Origin of the sequence: Desulfovibrio sp. Fe33 (genome assembly GCF_028532725.1) — a bacterium.
GTDB lineage: Bacteria > Desulfobacterota > Desulfovibrionia > Desulfovibrionales > Desulfovibrionaceae > Pseudodesulfovibrio.
In genome coordinates this window covers 77,958-96,183 of the sequence record NZ_JAQKGU010000009.1, presented here as the reverse complement: position 1 = coordinate 96,183, position 18,226 = coordinate 77,958, and the positions used below count along the sequence as shown (strand labels likewise).

Annotated in this window: 17 protein-coding genes; 8 read left to right on the top strand and 9 right to left on the bottom strand. The window is 60.8% G+C overall.

Going from position 1 to position 18,226, the window contains the following annotated elements:
• Positions 1 to 41: 41 nt before the first annotated feature.
• A complete protein-coding gene (locus tag PSN43_RS12250; RefSeq protein ID WP_272701014.1) occupies positions 42 to 2,492 on the bottom strand; it encodes a glycyl radical protein in 2,451 nt (816 codons plus the stop codon).
• 301 nt (positions 2,493 to 2,793) lie between these two features.
• On the opposite strand from PSN43_RS12250, the gene PSN43_RS12245 reads away from it, so the two are divergent.
• Positions 2,794 to 4,287: a sigma-54 interaction domain-containing protein gene (locus tag PSN43_RS12245; RefSeq protein ID WP_272701013.1), complete on the top strand. Its 1,494-nt coding sequence runs from the start codon at positions 2,794 to 2,796 to the stop codon at positions 4,285 to 4,287.
• Between the two features lie 54 nt (positions 4,288 to 4,341).
• On the opposite strand, the gene PSN43_RS12240 is transcribed toward PSN43_RS12245, so the two are convergent.
• Complete coding sequence (locus tag PSN43_RS12240) at positions 4,342 to 5,076, bottom strand: sulfite exporter TauE/SafE family protein (protein ID WP_272701012.1); 735 nt, start codon at positions 5,074 to 5,076, stop codon at positions 4,342 to 4,344.
• A 20-nt stretch (positions 5,077 to 5,096) separates the two neighbouring features.
• Entirely contained in the window at positions 5,097 to 5,651 is a 555-nt protein-coding gene (locus PSN43_RS12235; protein WP_272701011.1) for a DUF4125 family protein, read from the bottom strand.
• Positions 5,652 to 5,921: 270 nt separating this feature from the next.
• On the opposite strand from PSN43_RS12235, the gene PSN43_RS12230 reads away from it, so the two are divergent.
• On the top strand, positions 5,922 to 6,353 hold the full coding sequence (locus PSN43_RS12230) for a hypothetical protein (RefSeq protein WP_272701010.1): 432 nt from the start codon (positions 5,922 to 5,924) through the stop codon (positions 6,351 to 6,353).
• Positions 6,329 to 7,834 carry an APC family permease gene (locus PSN43_RS12225; RefSeq protein ID WP_272701009.1) on the top strand — a complete coding sequence of 502 codons (1,506 nt, stop codon included), beginning with the start codon at positions 6,329 to 6,331 and terminating at the stop codon, positions 7,832 to 7,834. The genes PSN43_RS12230 and PSN43_RS12225 overlap by 25 nt, the downstream gene beginning before the upstream one ends.
• 201 nt (positions 7,835 to 8,035) lie before the next feature.
• Here PSN43_RS12225 and rnhA read toward each other — a convergent pair whose 3' ends face one another.
• From rnhA to PSN43_RS12195, 6 genes are all read right to left on the bottom strand, one after another.
• Positions 8,036 to 8,503 carry a ribonuclease HI gene (gene rnhA / locus PSN43_RS12220; RefSeq protein WP_442874875.1) on the bottom strand — a complete coding sequence of 156 codons (468 nt, stop codon included), beginning with the start codon at positions 8,501 to 8,503 and terminating at the stop codon, positions 8,036 to 8,038.
• 10 nt (positions 8,504 to 8,513) lie between these two features.
• Positions 8,514 to 9,026, bottom strand: coding sequence for a hypothetical protein (locus PSN43_RS12215; protein WP_272701007.1), 513 nt, complete (start codon positions 9,024 to 9,026; stop codon positions 8,514 to 8,516).
• A 55-nt stretch (positions 9,027 to 9,081) separates the two neighbouring features.
• Positions 9,082 to 10,311, bottom strand: coding sequence for an ABC transporter permease (locus PSN43_RS12210; protein WP_272701006.1), 1,230 nt, complete (start codon positions 10,309 to 10,311; stop codon positions 9,082 to 9,084).
• 318 nt (positions 10,312 to 10,629) lie between these two features.
• Entirely contained in the window at positions 10,630 to 11,328 is a 699-nt protein-coding gene (locus PSN43_RS12205; protein WP_272701005.1) for an ABC transporter ATP-binding protein, read from the bottom strand.
• Positions 11,328 to 12,416, bottom strand: coding sequence for an efflux RND transporter periplasmic adaptor subunit (locus PSN43_RS12200; RefSeq protein WP_272701004.1), 1,089 nt, complete (start codon positions 12,414 to 12,416; stop codon positions 11,328 to 11,330). Before PSN43_RS12200 ends, PSN43_RS12205 begins: the two co-directional genes overlap by 1 nt.
• Positions 12,413 to 12,895: a YkgJ family cysteine cluster protein gene (locus PSN43_RS12195; RefSeq protein WP_272701003.1), complete on the bottom strand. Its 483-nt coding sequence runs from the start codon at positions 12,893 to 12,895 to the stop codon at positions 12,413 to 12,415. The genes PSN43_RS12200 and PSN43_RS12195 overlap by 4 nt, the downstream gene beginning before the upstream one ends.
• Positions 12,896 to 12,994: 99 nt before the next feature.
• Between PSN43_RS12195 and hflK the strand changes: the two genes are divergently transcribed.
• From hflK to PSN43_RS12170, 5 genes are all read left to right on the top strand, one after another.
• Complete coding sequence (gene hflK / locus PSN43_RS12190) at positions 12,995 to 14,065, top strand: FtsH protease activity modulator HflK (RefSeq protein WP_272701002.1); 1,071 nt, start codon at positions 12,995 to 12,997, stop codon at positions 14,063 to 14,065.
• 13 nt (positions 14,066 to 14,078) lie between these two features.
• Positions 14,079 to 14,930 carry a protease modulator HflC gene (gene hflC / locus PSN43_RS12185; RefSeq protein WP_272701001.1) on the top strand — a complete coding sequence of 284 codons (852 nt, stop codon included), beginning with the start codon at positions 14,079 to 14,081 and terminating at the stop codon, positions 14,928 to 14,930.
• A gap of 280 nt (positions 14,931 to 15,210) precedes the next feature.
• On the top strand, positions 15,211 to 15,933 hold the full coding sequence (locus tag PSN43_RS12180; RefSeq protein WP_272701000.1) for a LexA family transcriptional regulator: 723 nt from the start codon (positions 15,211 to 15,213) through the stop codon (positions 15,931 to 15,933).
• A 286-nt stretch (positions 15,934 to 16,219) separates the two neighbouring features.
• Positions 16,220 to 17,107 carry a 3-methyl-2-oxobutanoate hydroxymethyltransferase gene (gene panB, locus PSN43_RS12175; RefSeq protein WP_272700999.1) on the top strand — a complete coding sequence of 296 codons (888 nt, stop codon included), beginning with the start codon at positions 16,220 to 16,222 and terminating at the stop codon, positions 17,105 to 17,107.
• Positions 17,108 to 18,166, top strand: a complete 1,059-nt coding sequence (locus PSN43_RS12170; RefSeq protein ID WP_272700998.1) for a hypothetical protein — start codon at positions 17,108 to 17,110, stop codon at positions 18,164 to 18,166. It begins immediately after the preceding gene.
• Positions 18,167 to 18,226: the final 60 nt, after the last annotated feature.

Sequence of the window (18,226 nt, the reverse complement as noted above, 5' to 3'; positions counted from 1 at the left end):
TTGGGACCCTCGCCCCGCTTTTTGCCTACCCTGTTCAGGAGCTAGTTCTTGTATTCGGTGCGCTTGATGATCTCGTTCTGCACGCCGCAGTCCAGACGGGTGAAGTAGGCGCTGAAGCCTGCCACGCGGACGACCAGATCGGGGTATTCCTGCGGATGGGCCTTGGCGTCCTTCAGGGTCTCGGAGCTGACGCAGTTGAACTGGATGTGGGAGCCGCCGAAGTCGCAGTAGGTCTTGATGAGGGAGATCAGGGTACGAGCCCCGGCCGGGCCCTCGATGACCTGCGGGTTGACCTTCACGTTGAAGTGGTTCGCGCCGTAACGGACGGTGTCGATGGCCTCGGCGCCGGACTTGATGAGGGCGGTGATGCCTTCATGGTCGGTGCCGGGCATGGCGGAGACGGAGCCGTCGGTCAGGGCGACGCCCGCCTTGCGGCCGTTGGGCAGCGCGCCCATCATGGAGCCGAAGTAGTTGTGGTAGGACAGGGAGTACGCGTCCAGCGGAGTGCGCTGGCCGAAGCAGTCCGGACCCTGCGAGCTGTGGATGGTGTCCACGTCGCGGTAGAACCGCTGCACGAACTTCTCCACCTCGGGGTAGTCGTTGCCGTGCTTGGGCGCGTCGAAGCACATCTTGCGGATATCCTCGTACCCTTCGAAGTTGGCCTTGATGGCTTCGAGGAGCTGCTCCATGGTGATCTTCTTCGTGTCGAAGACCAGGTGCTTGACGGCCAGCAGGGAGTTGGCGGCGTCGATGCCCGCGGTCATGATCGGGTTGACCTGCGGGTAACGGGTGCCGCCCGCCTCTTCGCACATGCCCTTTTCAATGCAGCCGTCGTACATGGCGGAGCGGAAGACGCTCGGGACCACCTGGAGGCGGGCCATCTGGCTCAGGTCGGAGTGGGCGCGGGAGATGTGGAACAGGTTGTCCAACTGCTTCTTGGTCGCGTCGTAGAGGTCTTCGAAGGTCTCGAAGGTGGTGGGATCGCCGGTCTCGACGCCGACCTGCTTCTTGGTGACCGGGCACTTGCCGTTGTTCAGCACGAGTTCGATGACCTTGGCGAGGCAGGGCTGGTCTTCCTGGGTGATGAAGCTGCCCTTGCCGCAAACGCCGGTGGACACGCAGCCGTAGTTGCCGCAGTTGCGGGCGTCTTCCAGGGTGATGCCGTCGGGATACTTGGCGAAGCGGGCCAGGGTGCGCTGGATGACCACGTTGTTGTTCAGGATCTGGGGCTGGCCGGAACCGCCGCGGATGCACTCAACGACCTTCTGCATGTAGGAATCCTTGATCTTGGGATGGTACAGCAGGGTCAGGGTGGGCTGGATGCTCCGCATCTGGATCTGGGTCTCGAGGAGCAGTTCCTCCAGCTCGGTGCAGGCGTCTTCGCCGTTGGCGTCCACGCCGCCGATGGTGATGGACTGGCCGGTGTGGCCGGACAGGGTCAGGGCGTAGGAGTTGCCCTGGTACTCACCGAGTTCGAGGTGGCGAATCCACTGGAACTTGAGCAGGGTCACGACCTGCTCGCGGGTCAGGTTGCCTTCGTCGATGTCCTTCTTGAAGAAGGGATACATGTACTGGCCGTAACGGCCGGGGGACACGGCGCAGGCCATCTGCTCGGTGGCCACGCAGAGGTGGATGAACCAGAAGGACTGGATGGCTTCGCGGAAGTTGCGGGCCGGATGCTCGGGCACGCGGCGGCAGATTTCGGCGATCTCAAGCAGCTCGGCCTTGACCTTGGGATCGGATTCCCCGGCTGCGGTCTGCTCGGCCAGATCGGCGTAGCGATGGGAATGGGCGATGACGGCGTCGAAGGTGATGAGCATGGAGCGGTACAGGTCGATCCGGTCCCTGTCGGCCAGGGTGGTCGGGCACTCGGCCAGACGCTTCTTGACGTCGTCGATGAGGTAGCGCAGGCCCTTGTTCAGAACCAGGCCGTAATCGGCGATGCCGGAACCGGAAGCGACGGAGACGTTCTCGTAGTACATGCCGGCCTTGGCGTACTGCTTCGCGTTCACGCCGTACTTTTCCTTGTACATCGTGTTGTTCTGGTCGACGCAGGTGCGGCCCTTCCAGAGCTTGTAGGTCTTTTCGAGCAGTTCCTGGGTCTCGGCGGGAATCTTCATTTCGCCCAGGGAGGCCATCTTGGCCATCTGCATCTCTTCCTTGATCCAGGAAACGTTCCACTCGGGGTAGGCGTAAACGCCCGCGCGGACACCGGTCAGGGTGCCGACCAGGGGGTTGCCGTCCAGGAAAATCTTCTTGCCGGTCAGGACGCGCTCCAGCAGCTTGGCGCGGATGTAGACAACCGGCTCGCCCTGATGCTTTTCGTATACTTCAAGGAGGAACTTCAGACGTTCCGGATCCATCACCTGCGGCGCGGCCATCAAGTAGTCCTTGAGTTCCTTGGCCCGCTTTTCGGCGGTATCCCAATTGATGCCGTAGCCCTTGGCCTCAGCCTGATTGTCGGTCTTATTCACAACGGAAAGAGTCGTCATTTCCATCTCCTGTTCTCTTGATGATGTTCTGAATCGGATTAATATGTGAAGTTCGTTCGCTTGTTCTTTTTCGCACTAGCACGGGGTGTGCCAGAAGACGCACTTCTCTTTGATTTGTGAATAACGTACTGAATTATTAAATTTTTTAGTTTTTACAAGAAGTGAAATCCGGAGTGAAAAAATTAATTAATAGAAAAATAATTTTCTATTTGTAAAAAAATTTTTCTCTTTCTAAGGTGCTGCCAATGAGTTTATAGGCGAGCATGACAAGCCGCAGACGTTTTTGCGGGGGGAGGAAAATTTGCTTTTTTCCGAAGAGAAATTCACCGATGTCAGCCGGGCAAGCGTCCTGACCCCGGCCATGACCGCCATATGGGACGACCTCGGAGTCGGCGTAGCCGTTGTCGACGCCAACGGCATTTGTGAATATATGAACCCCATCCAACGGCGCGCCGACAGCTTCACCAGCCTGCCGGTGAGGGGACAGCACATCACAAAGCTGTATGTGCCCCATGAACTGGAATGCATCCCCACCATCGAATGCCTGCGAAGCAGCAGGCCGATCCTGAAAAAAAGCTACTTCTACAAGACCACCAACAACTACCTCGCCAGCACGGTCTCGGATTTCTTCCCCCTGTACGATCACGGCAGGAAGGACGGGGTCATCGCCTTCACCATCTGGACCGGCTCGGCCACCCTGAACGACTCCAAGCGGCGTCCGAAAAAACCGGCCGAGCGCTCCTACTCCTACTACACGTTCGACAGCATCATAGGTAAGGACGACAGCCTGGCGGACGTGCTGGCCGAAGCCCGGACAGCGGCGAGAGCGTCGTCCCACGTCATGATCTGGGGTGAAAGCGGCACCGGCAAGGAACTGTTCGCCCAGGCCATCCACTCCGGGAGCGACCGGCGCGACGAGCCTTTCGTTGCCGAAAACTGCGCCGCCATCCCCCAAAATCTGCTTGAGGCGATCCTCTTCGGCACCTCCAAGGGGGCGTACACCGACGCCCCGGAAAAGCCCGGCCTGTTCGAAGCGGCCAACGGCGGCACGCTGCTCCTGGACGAATTGAACTCCATGCCGCTGGGGCTCCAGGCCAAGCTGTTGCGCGTACTCCAGGAAAAACGGGTGCGCCGCCTCGGCTCAAGCAAGGAAATCCCGGTGGACGTGCGGGTCATCAGCATCCTGAACGAAGCTCCGCTGACCGCCGTGGGCAACGGCATCCTGCGCAGCGACCTGTATTACCGGCTCGCCGTGGTGGGCCTCGCCGTGCCGCCCCTGCGCGACAGGAAAGGGGACATCCCCCTGCTGGTCCGCACATTCATCGAGCGCTCAAAACAGGCGCAGGACGGCGCGCCCATCGAAGTGACCCCCGAAGTGCTCCGGATATTCCAGGATTACGACTGGCCGGGAAACATCCGGGAGCTGCAACACGTCATCGAAGGCGGCCTCGCCATGCTGGGCGATCAGCATTCCATGGACTGCCGGACCCTGCCGCGCCACTTCCGCGAGGCGTGCGAGACCACCTGCGTGGCGGAGTCCGCGGAACCCATGGCGGAAACGCCCGGGCCGGACGAAAACGCCGGGCCAAGCCAGAATTATTTCGATTACCGCACGGTCAAACGAAACAGCGTCATCCCGCTCAAGCAATGTATGCAGCGGTACGAAGCGGAATGCCTGTGCAATGTTTTGCGGGTCACTGGAGGCAATGTGGCAAAGGCCGCCCGCATCCTGGAGATCACCGCGGCCGGATTGCGCTACAAGATCAAGCAGCTCGGCATAGAAGACAGATTTTAGGGCGAATCCTGAAAACACGACCGGCCCGCGACATGGCGGACCGGCCGTGCCGGATCAGAACAGGGAGCGCACCAGGCAGACCACTCCGGCCAGCAGGATGATGGCCAGAAGCACTCGCCGGAACGTGTCCTGGTTGACGTGCCTGGTGATCGGAAAGGCGCACAGGGTTCCCAGCATGGTCGCCGGAATCCCGTACATTGCGTACTCGATAACGGCGGAAGTGTAGAGTCCCGCTCCGGCCTGCAGCACGCAGGTCATGGTGCCCCGGATCACGAAGAATACGCCCAAGGTGCCAAGAAAGGTCCTGGGGGACCAGCCCACATACAGCCCATACGCGCCGACGGGCGGACCGTCGAAGGATATGGCCGTGCCGAGCAGGCCCGCGCCGAATCCGGCCGCCCCGCCGTGCGACCACGATTCCCGATGCACCTCGGTGACGCGAAAGGTCCGCTGCCAATATACATAGTAAAGCAGCAACGCGCCCACAGCCCCCTGCAATATGGCTCCGGGAACGAATTTGAGGATGAATAGGCCGACGAATGCCCCGGGCAGGGAACCGGCGAGCATGGGCCAGAGCGCGGACACGCGGCAGTGGCGGAAATGTGCGGCGGCGATGCAGCCGTCCATGACCACGTTCAGGATGCAACTGAGCGGAATCAGCTCATGCATGGGTATGAACATGGCCGCCGCCGGAACCGCGACCATGGCCCCGCCGATGCCGCTGACGCCGGAGACGAATCCGCCGACGAGCCACAACCCGAAGACAAGGAGATGAGTGGGATCGAACATGGGAAGAAACCCGCGTCGAATCAGCGGTGCGCGAGTCCGGCCTCGCACGCCGCCAGAGACTCGTGACCCAGCTTGCGCATCAACAGCTCGTAGCGCTCCCGCACCAGATTGCGGTGTTCCCGCTGCGCGGCTTCGACGCACGCGCAATAGGCTTCGAGAGTGGCCGAGGAATAGGTCTGGAGTTCGCAGCCGAGATAGAGGCAAAAGCCCTGATGCCCCTCGGGATGAATGCACCGCGGGAACTGGGCGGCCACTTCCTTGCGCCACTCGCTCTCCGCGGCAACGATATCCCTGATGACCGGGGAATCGCTGAGGGGAGGAATCAGCCCTTCCATGAGCGCGTATTTCTCGGTCATGAAGTTTCGCCCCTGTTCCGCGGCGGCCTTCAGATCGCCCAGATAGGATTCCAGAAAGGCGTCGGACAGGACCCCATGGGAGATTTCCCGCATGAGGCGAAAGGATTCCGGGCGTTCCTGGCACTGCGATGTGCCGCCCCGGTTCTTGACCGCGAGAAACATCTCCAGTTCGCGTTCAATGATGTCGCCGATAAGATTCTCACGATATTGTTCGTTCATCATTCCTCCTATTGTAATCGTTGGGGAAAGCACCGCAACTGGGCAAAAGCCATGCCGTTTCGGCAAATGAAAAAAAGAACGAGCGGGACATTGCAAGGGCGATGCCGATTCCAAAGGCTGTGGACGCTAATGATAAACGGGTGCACTTACTATTTAACTCACTAGATTTAATGTATAATTCATTTTATCACAAATCATGGAGCACCATGCATTTCGGTCCTGAGCACCGAAGGCCGACACAAGAGAATTTTAAAAAAATGAAAATTTTTATTGGAAAAGAAAAATTTCTATCTGCCTAAAACATCAGCTCATCAGCAAACACACTTTGGATCATCAGCTATTTTAATGGGTTGTTTAGATGGTGAAGATTTTCACGTATTGGCACCCAATTTGCTTTTCTTTGTGACAGCAACACGTGAGGTTGTTTTTAGGAGGTTCGGATTAATAGCGCAGAGGTTTCGTTCGCCCTCTGTAGTTGCGGAAAAAGCCGCGCTCGGCCTGATAGGTTTCAGGATAGGCGCGGCCCGACAGGCACCGAGAACTCACGATCCGGAGCCATCGGCAGGGGCCATGCGGGCAGACGCTACGAGGAAGAGCGCGCTGCCGGAAAGCTGGCCCGCCCCCCAAAAAAACGGGGTCAAGGCTGTCGAAAACTCATTAAATCTGAGAGATGATCTATGTCACAAGAACAGTTGGAACTGAATAAATCCCTTTCCCCGGCCCAGGTGTGGGCATTGGCCCTCGGGTCCATCGTCGGTTGGGGATGTTTTGTACTGCCCGGAGACATGTTCCTGCCGCAGGCCGGCGTTCTCGGCACCCTCATCGGCTTCACCGTCGGAGCCTTTCTCATCTGTTTCGTGGCTGTCTGCTACAGCTATATGATCAAATACGCCCCGGTCGCCGGCGGCGCCTTCGCATATGCCTATGTCGGCTACGGCCCGACGGCGGCCTTCATCTGCGGATGGGCGCTCGTGCTCGGCTACGTCGCCATCATCGGCATCGACGTCGCCGCCCTGGCCCTGATTTTCCGATTCCTGTTCCCGGGCGTTTTCGAATTCGGCCCACTGTATTCGATCGCCGGATGGGATGTGTACACCGGCGAGGTCCTGCTCATGACAGCGGCCACGCTCCTGTTCGGCTGGATGAACTACCGGGGCACCAACTTCGCGGGTAAATTCCAGGTGATTCTCACCTTCCTGCTCGTCATCGGCATCGCCTCCCTGTTCACCGGAGCCGCATCCCTGGAAACCGCGCAACCCTCCAACCTGCTGCCGCTGTTCGCCGAGCACCGCTCCGCTTTCTCCTGCGTCCTCATCATCTTCGCCATCTCCCCCTTCCTGTTCGCGGGATTCGACACCGTGCCGCAGGCCGCCGAAGAGTTCACCTTCGAACCTTCCCGCGCCCGCAACCTCATGATTATCGCCATCCTGTGCGGCATGGTGCTGTACGCCCTGGTGACGCTGGCCGTCGGCATCGCCATCCCCTATCCCGAGATGCTGGCCAAGATGGAAACCATGCGCGCCGCGGGCGGAACCGCCTGGGCCACCGGCGAAGTCGCCGCCATGGCCTTTGGTAAAATGGGCGCCGTCATCCTTGCCTGCGCCGTCATGGGCGCGGTCTGCACCGGCATCAACGGCTTCTACATCGCCACCTCCCGCCTGCTGCTCAGCATGGCCCGCGGCCGCATCCTGCCCGCATGGTTCGGCGAAATCCATCCCAAGTACCGTTCCCCCTACAAGGCCATCCTGTTCACCATCGCCATCGTGCTTCTGACGCCTTTCGCCGGCCGCTCCGTCATCGTCTGGATCGTGGACATGAGCTCCGTGGGCACCGGCATCGGTTACCTGTTCTCCTGCCTTGCCGCCCGCCGCGTCATCCTCGGCAGCACGGGCATCGAGAACCGGGCGCTGAGCCTGTTCTGCTGCGCCATGGGCACCGTGGCCTCCGTTCTGTGCATCGTGCTGCTCCTCATCCCCGGCTCCCCCGCCTACATCAGCGAAGCTTCCCGCTGGTGCATGGTCTCCTGGGTCGGCATGGGCGTCTTCTTCTACTTCTCCAACAGGAGCGAGTGGGCGAAGCTGTCCGAATCGGAGCTGCGTGCAAGCATCCTCGGCCGCAAGGACATCCCCGTCTTCTTCAAGAGCCGCTCCCCCGAAATCGAGGTTCCGGCCCAGGCCGACTAACAACAGCTTCATCGGCAAGCCTCTACCGCCCGCCGAACAATATCGCCCCCGTCTGCATACGCAGGCGGGGGCGTCGTCGTTTGTCCCGGCCGCTTCCTCGAAGCGGCGTCACAACACGCAGGATTTTTCTGAATATATCGATGGACAGCCCCCGCCCGGAAGGGAGGGGACGCGAAAATCAGCCCCGGACCGAGGCGGCTCCTACTCCATACCCTCGTCCTCAAGCAGGTCCCTGCCCGAGGCGGCATTTCTGGCCAGATCGTCCACACGCTCGTTAAACAGGTGCCCGGCGTGGCCCTTGACCCAATGAAAATCGACGTCGTGCTTTTCGATAAGAGGCAGGAGCCTCTGCCAAAGGTCCTGATTCTTGACCGGCTTTTTCGCGGCGGTTTTCCAGCCGTTCCGCTGCCAGTTCTTGAGCCAGCGTTGGGTGATGGCCTGCTGGACGTATTTGGAGTCGGTCCAGAGGTCCACGGAGCACGGCCTGGTGAGGGCGGTCAGCCCCACGATGACGGCGAGCAGCTCCATGCGGTTGTTGGTGGTCCGCTTGTAGCCCTGGGCGAACTCCTTGTAGTTGTCCGCCTTCTCGCCCTTGTATTCGCCGTGGATGAGGACCGCGCCGTAGCCGCCGGGGCCGGGGTTGCCCAGGCAGGAACCGTCCGTATACATGGTCACGCGATCACTCACTACTGTTCTCCTTGTTCAATGAATCGAGTTTTTTGAGGATTTCCACCAGCACTTCCTGAATGGCCATGGGCCAGTCGCCCGCCTCGAAGGACGGGAGCAGGAAAGTGGTTTTGAGAGACTCTATGAATTGCGGCCCGAGGGCCTTGCGCATGAGCGGGGGAAACCGCAGCTCGGCCACGCCGATGGCGGGCGCAAGCCCCATGTACATGGTCTTGTCGTCCAGGTCCGGCACCACGAAGTCGCCGCCGTAGACCTGTATCCGGCACTCCATCCCCCACTTGTCCCGCAAGGCTCCCGTGAACGACACGATCATCTTCTTTTGGTCCTTGGTCAGGACGCCCGTCTCGTCGTAAACGGCGCTCGCCTGATTGAGGACTTCGACAACATGCTCGTTGTTCTTCATGAACGCCCATATCACGGCGGCGAAGACGAGGATCAACGCAAGGGTTCGAACAAGTTTTTCCTTGGGCGTGGAACCGTGCACTCTGGGGATGTTGATGCGCATGGCTGCTCTCTATCGTCTGGGCGGAATTGAGGCAAGCCCGGAAGCCGGGCCCAGCCTACCCCTCGCCGCGAAGCGCCTGAATGGGATCAAGCGACGCAGCCTGCCGGGCGGGCTTGAGGCCGAAGACCAGCCCCACGGCCTGCGATCCGGCCAGGGCCATGAAAAAAGCCTTCCAGGAAAACTGTATGGTCAGGATATCCAGCCGCGACAGGAATTGACCAAGCCCCAGCCCAAGGAACAGCCCAAGCACCCCGCCGAGCATGGTCAAAGCGCACGCCTCCACGAGGAATTGCATCATTATCGCGGAATTGCGCGCGCCCATGGCCTTTTTCAGACCGATTTCCTCGGCCCGTTCCGAAACCGAAATGGAAAAGAGATTGGCCAGGACAAACCCGCCCACCAGCACGGCGATGCCCGCCGTCACACCCAGAAATATGGTCAGGCCGCCCTTGAATATAGCCAGGAACTTGAGCACCTCGTCGGCCGTCAGAATGGTGAAGTCGTCGTCTTCCTCAGGCTGGAGGTGGTGCAGATGCCGAAGCAGGGAACGCAGGTTTTCCGTGTGCGCGGCCATATAATCCGGCTCCGCGAACTTGACCCGCAACGCCCTGAAATACTTGCGGTCCAAATTGTACCTCTGGACCATGGTGGACAGGGGAATGATGATCCGGTTGTCCACGTCGCCGCCTCCGCCCGAAGTCACGCCCCGGTAGGACAGCTTGCCCACCACCTGGAACGGGATGCCCGAAACGTACATGACCCGCCCCACCGGCGACTCGTCCCCGAACAGCTCACGCGAAGGCGTCTCGCCTATCAACGCCACCTTGGCCCCGATGCGCTCGTCTTCGGCCGACAGGTCACGCCCCTCGCTCAACGGCCAGTTCCATGCCTGGGAGTAATTTTCATAGGTTCCCACAATCACCACGTCCTGACAGCTCCGGTTGCCCGCCTTCACCGTCTGGCTGCCCCTGGCGCGCATGGGCAACACCTGATACGCCCCGGGCAACGACGACCGGATGCGCTCCGCGTCGTCCCGGCTCAATATCAGCGTGCGCATCCCCACCGCGCGCTTCTGGAAATTGCCGCCGAACACCAACGCCGCGTCCGGACCGAACATGTCCACCATCTCCAGCGCCTTGCGGTTCGCGCCGTCCACCGCCGTCACGATCAGCGTCAGCGAAGCGATGCCGAACGCCACACCCAAAATGACGAATATGGACCGCAACTTGAAAGCCCATACAGCCTCCAAGCCCATGCTCACTACCCTGGTTATGGTCCGCATCATTTTTTTATGTGCCTCCGGCGGCCGGGGGAAGGGGAAAGGGAACCCCTTTGAAAAGGGCTTTCCCTTTCCCCTTCCCCCGAACCCCCATCCCCTTTCCCTTCCTAAACTTTTCGGGCCGCTTCGCGGAGGGAATCGCAGGGTTGGTCCCGTTCAAGTTACAACGTTCATCCGTTGAAATAACATTTATTTTGAAAGGTTGCCTCTCCCCCCGCCGAAGGCGGCACAAAAAGTTTTGGAGGGTCCAGGGAACCTTTTTCAAAAGGTTCCCTGGCGGGGTCCGGGGCAGCGCCCCGGCCGCCGGAGGCACACCTTTCCCCGTTACACGGCCACGTCCTCGGCGATGCGCCCGTCGTGCAGACGGATGATACGGCCCGCTTCCCGGGCCACGTCCTCATCGTGGGTGACGAGAACAATGGTCTGTCCCGCGTCGTGCACATCGTGAAAGAGCTTCATGATATCGCCTGAAGTGGTGGAATCGAGCTGGCCGGTAGGCTCGTCGGCCAGGAGAATCTGCGGCTTGTTGAGCATGGCGCGGGCCATGGCCACGCGTTGCTGTTGCCCGCCGGACAGGCGCGAGGGCTTGAAGTTCATGCGGTCGGACAGCCCAACGCGGTCCAGAAGCTCCTCGGCGCGGGCGACCAGCTCGCCGCGCGGCCTGCCGGAATAGAGTCCGGGCAGGATGACGTTTTCGAGGGCCGTGGCGTAGGAGATGAGGTAAAAGGACTGGAACACGAACCCGAGGGCCTTGTTGCGCAGATCGGACTGCTGATCGTCGTCCAGGTGCGAGGCGTCGTGTCCCAGAAGGCGATAGGTTCCCGCCGTGGGCCGGTCGAGCAATCCGATGATATGCAGCAGGGTGGACTTGCCCGAACCGGAGGTGCCTTGCAGGGCGATGAACTCGCCGGAGGCGACCTCCAGGGTGATGCCCTTGAGGACCTCGATGCCGGGCCGGGTCTCGTCGTCCTTTCCCTGGAAGAAGGTCTTGGTGATCCCGTCGAGGGAGATGGCCGAGGTCATTACAGGCCCTTTTTGCCGACCTTGGCGCCGGGCAGGACGAGCTGGGTGGCGACCACGTCGCCCTCGGACAGCCCTTCGAGAATCTCGGAATTCTCCAGGCCGACGAGACCGAGCTTGGGGGCGACCTCTTCCGGTTCCCGGGTCGGATCGGTCACGCGGAAACAGACCTGCCGGTCCTTGACCCATTTGAGGGCGTTGTTGGGAACGGTCAGCACATCGTCCTTGGTCTGGACTATGATTTTACACTGCGTGGTCATCTCCGGCCGCAGGAAGTCGGCCTGCTCGCGGGAGACTGTGACCAGTGTGCGGTAGTAGACGATGTTGTCGCGGATTTCGGGCTCGGGATAGATGCGGTCCACGACGCCTTCGAAGATCTTGTCGCGGTAGGCGTCCACGGTGTAGCGCACGGGCAGCCCCGTCTTGACGCGGCCCACGTCGGTTTCGTCCACGTATATCCACATTTCGAGCAGTTCCGGGTTGAGCACGGTGATAAGGTTGGACACGGACAGGCCGGAAACGATGGTCTCGCCCTCCTGGGCGGCCACCTGGCTGACCACGCCGTCGATAGGCGAGTAGATGCTGGTGTAGGAAAGCTGGACTTTGAGGGTGTCGAGCTTCGCCTTGGCGGCGGCCACGCTGAACCGGGCCGTCTCAGCGTCCTGGGTGGCCACGTCCAGGGAATCCTGGGCTTCGAGGCGCTTCTGTACCAGGGTGCGCTTGCGCGGGAGGTTCTTCTCCATATAGTCGAGCTTCGCCATGGCCAGGTCCAGATTGGCCTTGGCCTCCGCTATGCGCGCCTTGAGCTCGCGGGCGTCGATCCGGGCCACGAGTTCGCCCTTTTTCACATGCTCGCCCACCTTGACGGGCACGGATTCGAGCACGCCCGTGGCCTGCGCGCCGATCTTGACCTGCGCGCCCACCTGGGCCTTGACGATGCCGGTGGCCTCAAGGACCTTGGAAACGCTGCCCCGTTTGACCGTGTCGGTCTTGAGGACCTTGATTTTTTCGGCGGTCTGGCCCGCAGTGAAGTACCAGACGCCGCCCCCGGTCAGAATCGCCGCAATGAGGATGAATATGAGCTTTTTCATTTCCGGTTGTCTTGTTCCTGTTCGATTTCCCGGCGCAGTTCGGCGGAGAAATCGGCGGGTTTGAGAGGTCTGCGGCCCAGCAACACGTCGCGAAACGTCACGGCCCTGAAAGTGTAGCCGCAGCCTTTGAGAGTCCGGCCGCCTTGGTAATATAGCGATTTCGACGGATAATTTCTACATAAAGAGAGACGGGACCCGTGACGGATGCAAAGGTTGTCCTCGCCGAGCATGGAGCAGTCGAAGGTCAGGTATCCCTCTTCGTCGCGCTCCAGGGGGATGAAACGGCCGAGCCCGGGGGCCTCTTCCACCAGCCTTTCGAAATCGGAAACATGCCGCAGCCAGCGGCCTTCCTCGGAAAGACGGATGGACCGGCAACACCGGCCGCAACAGAGACATTGCCCGACCACCTCCACCTCGCGGCGGAGGACGTAGGACCGAAAACGGCGGAAGAGTCCGGTCATGCGGTCAACAAGGGCCATGCGGGCCGACTCCTTTTTTTATCCCCGGCAGCGGTTTCAATGCTTTTTCCTTCGGCTTTTCTTGACCTGCCCACGCAATATGCCTACTTGTGTGTCATTATGAATTGGGATTGGGACAAATTACAAAAGCAGCAACAGGGGCGCCCCGGCGGCAAGCCGCCGAGCTTCGACGATTTCCAGGAGCAGTTCGACAAACTGAAAAGGTTTAAACTGCCCGGCTGGAAACTCGTCCTTCCTATCCTCGTCCTCCTCTGGATCGCCAGCGGGTTCTACATTGTCGAACCCGATGAGGTCGGCGTGGTCAAACAATTCGGCAAGTTCAACCGTGTCACCACGGCAGGTCCGAATTACCACATTCCATATCCTGTGGAAAGCGTGCTCACTCCCAAGGTGACGCAAATCCGGCGTGTGGAATTCGGTTTCAGGTCCGTGGGACGCCCCCTGACGCAAAGCTTCCAGCAGGGCGTCAGCCGCGAGGTCAAGGAAGAATCCCTGATGCTCACCGGCGACGAGAACATCGTCTCGGTGCAGTTCATCGTCCAATACCTCATCAAGGACGCCGAACACTATCTGTTCAACGTCAACGACCCCGAACAGACCCTGGCCCACGCCGGCGAGGCGGCCATGCGCGAAGTCATCGGCAACGGCAAGATCGACGACGCCCTGACCACCGGAAAGCAGGAAATCCAGGTCCAGACCCGCGAGCTGATGCAGCGTATTCTGGACAACTACCAGACCGGGCTGTCCGTCGTGGCGGTACAGATGCAGAACGTGCATCCGCCGGATGAGGTCATCGAGGCGTTCAAGGACGTGGCGAGCGCGCGCGAGGACAAGAGCCGCTTCATCAACGAGGCCGAAGCCTATCAGCGCGACATCCTGCCCAAGGCGCGCGGCGAGGCGTCCCGCATCGTCAACGCGGGCCTGGCCTACAAGGAGGCCAAGGTTCGCCGCTCCGAAGGTGACGCCGCCCGATTCCTGGCCGTGCTGACCGAATACAACAAGGCCAAGGACATCACCCGCGAGCGCCTCTACCTGGAGACCATGGAAGCACTCCTGTCCAATCCCGACACGGAAAAGCTGGTCATGTCCGACGACGCCCTGAAGCAATCAGTACCCTATCTCCCCCTGGACAAGCAGCCCCGCCGGGTTGCCCCCAAGGAAGCTCAATAAGGGGAGACTCGATATGAAGAAAACGACCATCATATTCGCCGCCGCCATCATCATCGGGGCCTTTGTGCTGACCTCCGCGGCCTTCACCGTGGACCAGACCCAGCAGGCCATCGTCATCCAGCTCGGCCGTCCCATCGGGGACAAGGCCCTCGGACCGGGCCTGCACTTCAAGCTGCCCGTGGTCCAGACCGTGGTCTTCTTCGACGCGCGCATCCTGGACTTCGACGCCAAGCCCGAGGAGATCACCACCACGGACAAGAAGTACATGAACGTGGACTCCTACACCAAGTGGAAGATCATCGATCCCCTGACGTTCTATACCAAGGTGCGCACCATCCAGGGCGCCCGCGCCCGGCTGGACGACATCGTCCGCTCGCAGCTCCGCGTGGCCCTGGGCCGCTACACCCTGATCGAGGTCGTCTCGCACAAACGGCAGGAGATCATGGACATGGTGACCGAACGGTCCAAGGAACTGCTCATGCCCTACGGCATCGAGGTTCTGGACGTGCGCATCAAGCGCACCGACCTGCCCGCCGAAAACGCCCGCTCCATCTACGGACGCATGAAGGCCGAGCGCGAACGCCAGGCCAAGCAGTACCGCTCCGAGGGACAGGAGGCGTCAGCCAAGATCAAGGCCAACGCCGACAAGGAGCGCGCCATCATCCTCGCCGACGCCGGGAAACAGGCGGAAATAATCCGAGGCGAAGGCGACGCCCAGGCGACCAAAGTCTATGCGGACGCTCTGGGGCAATCTCCCGACTTCTACGAATTCACCCGTAGCCTCGAGGCTTATCGTCAGGGATTCGATAAGAATACCAGATTCATACTGACGCCAAAAAGTCCCTTCCTGAAACACCTTCAATAAGAAAAGCACACTCCTGTTGATTGAGGATGTGGTCACATAACGGCCACATCCTTTTTCTTTTGCAAAAAATAACCTTAAACGATATCATTGACATTATCGGGAGTTTCTCCCAAAGTCCCCGGGAGATTTTCCCTATACGCAGAAAAACGGCGGAACCTATTGTCTGGTCCGGGGGATTACCCCTATTGATAAAATATACTGGACGGCATACAGATGTTACGTTACTCCGATAATAGGGGGAAAGTCACTACGTGCCGCCATCATTTGTTAAGGAGCGACTATGCCCAAGAAGAAACGGAGATGTGACGAAGCGCAGCTCAAGTGGTTCGAGGAAGCGCTTGAGCGCATAAAGAAGGCGACCGGGGCCCGCACCCAGGTCCAACTGGCCGAGGTGCTCGATGTTCGCCAGTCAAGCATATCGGACGCCAAGCGCCGCTGCTCTATCCCCGCCGATTGGTTCCTGAAGCTGTACCGCAGCCACGGATTGGACCCGGATTGGCTGTCCGAAGGCGTGGAGCCCGTCTACATCAACGCCGACAAGGCCAAGGTCCCGGCCGACACCCTGCTCCGCGAGACCCCGGCCCCTTATGGCCGGATGAACTCGCGCGGCCGTCTGGTCGCCGTCTCCACCATGGCCGGCGCGGACAAGGACGCCGCCGAGTGGGAACCGAAGCCCATTGAGGAACTTTCCGTGCCCGAATCCTTCTGCCGCCCCAAGCTGCTGGTGGTGAAGGTTGATTCCGCGAGCATGGACCCGGTCATCACGCGCGGCGCTTTCGTCGGCATCGACCGCGACCAGAGCGAACATCCCGACGGCGACCTGTGCGCGGTGCACTTTCCCCACCAGGGACTGACCATCCGCAGGGTCTTCCACCAGGGCGACACCTTCCTGCTCAAGGCCGACAACGAACAGTATTCCGACCTGACCATCCCCGCTGAAGAGATGAACGACCGCACCGTCGGCCGGGTCATCTGGGTGCTGCAGAACCTCGCCCCGATGTAAATCCGGGCCTGATCCGCACCAAGCAAAAAAGACCGCCCGCTCTCCGGGCGGTCTTTTTTTTGGACATCATATATTCAACTCACGCCGCGAAGCGGAAAAAACCCCGCGCCGAAGGCGCTTACAGGGGATGCAAGGGTGCGGGCCCTTGTCCGCCGGAGGCGAAATCACCCGACTATTGCCGCGAAGCGGCTTTCAGCGCCTGATTTTCCCCATGGCGTCCACGCGTCTTTCAAGACACATGCCCCCCCCTTGACTTGGGACCGCAAGCGGCCCTACTCTCCGGGCCATGACAACCTCAGAGAAGACCATCCCCCAGGCCAAGGCCAAGCCCGTCACCGCCCCGGTCATCCAGGGCATGAAAGGCGGAGCGAAAATCTGCTGCATAACCGCCTACGACTATCCGTCCGGGCTCATCGCCGACCAGGCAGGCGTCGACCTCGTTCTGGTGGGTGATTCCCTGGCCATGGTCGTGCTCGGCCGCGAGGACACCCTGTCCGTGACCGTGGACGAGATGGTCCACCACACCAAGGCGGCCGCAAGAGGCGTCAAGCGGGCGCTGCTCGTGGCCGACATGCCGTTCATGTCGTTCGCCACCGTGGACCGGGCGCTCGACACCGCCCATCGGCTCATGGGCGAGGGCGGAGCCAGGGCGGTCAAACTCGAAGGAGGCCAGACCGTGGCCCCGCAAATCACCGCCCTGACCGAAGCGGGCGTGCCGGTCATGGCCCATGTGGGACTGACCCCCCAGCACCTCGCCAGGTTCGGCGGTTTCAAGGCCCAGGGAAAATCCGCCGAGGCCACCCGCGTGCTCGTCGAAGACGCGCAGGCCGTCGAGGCCGCCGGCGCATTCTGCGTGGTTCTGGAGGCCATGCCGGTGGAGGCCGCCCAGGTCATCACCGAGGCCGTGACCATCCCGACCATCGGCATCGGCGCGGGCAACGTGACCGACGGCCAGATTCTGGTCTACCACGACGCGCTGGGCCTGTTCGACAGGTTCACTCCCAAGTTCGTCCGCCGCTTCGCCGAACTGGGCGATGATTCGCGCAAGGCCCTTGAGATGTATTGCGCCGAAGTCCGGCGCACCACGTTCCCCGGCGACAAGAACACCTTCTACATGCCCACCGACGAGGTGGCCCAGGTCCGCAAGATCAAGATCAAACCCAAAAAGAAGTAAATGGCCATCGACTTTTCCTGGCCGGTACTCTGGAACGGTCTTTTCTGGCCGCTCATCAGGCTGACGTTCTACATATCGATAGCCCTGATGGTCGGCATCCTGATCGAGTCCCTGCGCTGGACCCGATATGCCGCCAAGCTGGCGGACCCCCTGGCGCGGCGCGCCCGGCTCAAGGACGTGTCGGCGGCCAGCTTCACCATGGCCTTTTTCTCCGGGCTCACTGCCAACACAATGCTCGCCGAAGCCCATGAAAAAGGGGAGCTGTCGGACCGAGAGCTGGTCCTCTCCAACCTGTTCAACTCCCTGCCCACTTATTTCCTGCACCTGCCGACCATATTCTTCATCGCCAGCCCGTTCATCGGCTCCGCGGCCTACACCTACGTGGGGCTGACCGCGCTCGCGTCGGTCCTCCGAACCATGGGCATCGTCTTCGCAGGCAAATTTCTGCTCCCGCCCCTGCCGGAGGGGTGTCTGCCATGCAGGCTTTCCGAGATCGACGCGCAGTGGAACAAATCGGGGACAAAGATAACCTGGAGGGCATTCAGGCGACGCCCCGTCAAGGTGCTGCTCATCATCCGACGCCGTCTTTCGGCCACCCTGTCCAAGGCGCTCAGGCAGGCCTGGCGAAGGTTCACCAAACGGCTTCCCAAAATCCTCTATATCACCTGCCCCATCTACACGCTGTTCTTCGTGCTCAAGCAGCTCGGCCTGTTCGCCTGGATTCAGTCGGCCATGGCGGACGGCGTCCCGCTCTTCACCTTCCTGCCGCCCGAGGCGCTGTCCATCGTGGCCTTCCACATGGCCGCCGAGTTCACCGCCGGGCTGGCCGTGGCCAGCGCACTCATCGCCGACACCAGCCTGACCCAGGTCCAGGTCATTCTGGCGCTCATGCTCGGCAATGTGCTCTCCTCGCCCGTGCGCGCCTTCCGCCATCAATTCCCCTACTATGCAGGCATCTTCCGCCCGCGCATGGCCTTCAAGCTCATTCTCTACAATCAGGTCTCGCGCAGCCTGACCATCGCCCTGGTGGGCGCGGTCTACGCCCTGCTCATGAACTGATCCCCGCACACATTGTGCAACGCTGCACATCTTTTTGTGCAATGCACATCACATTGCACA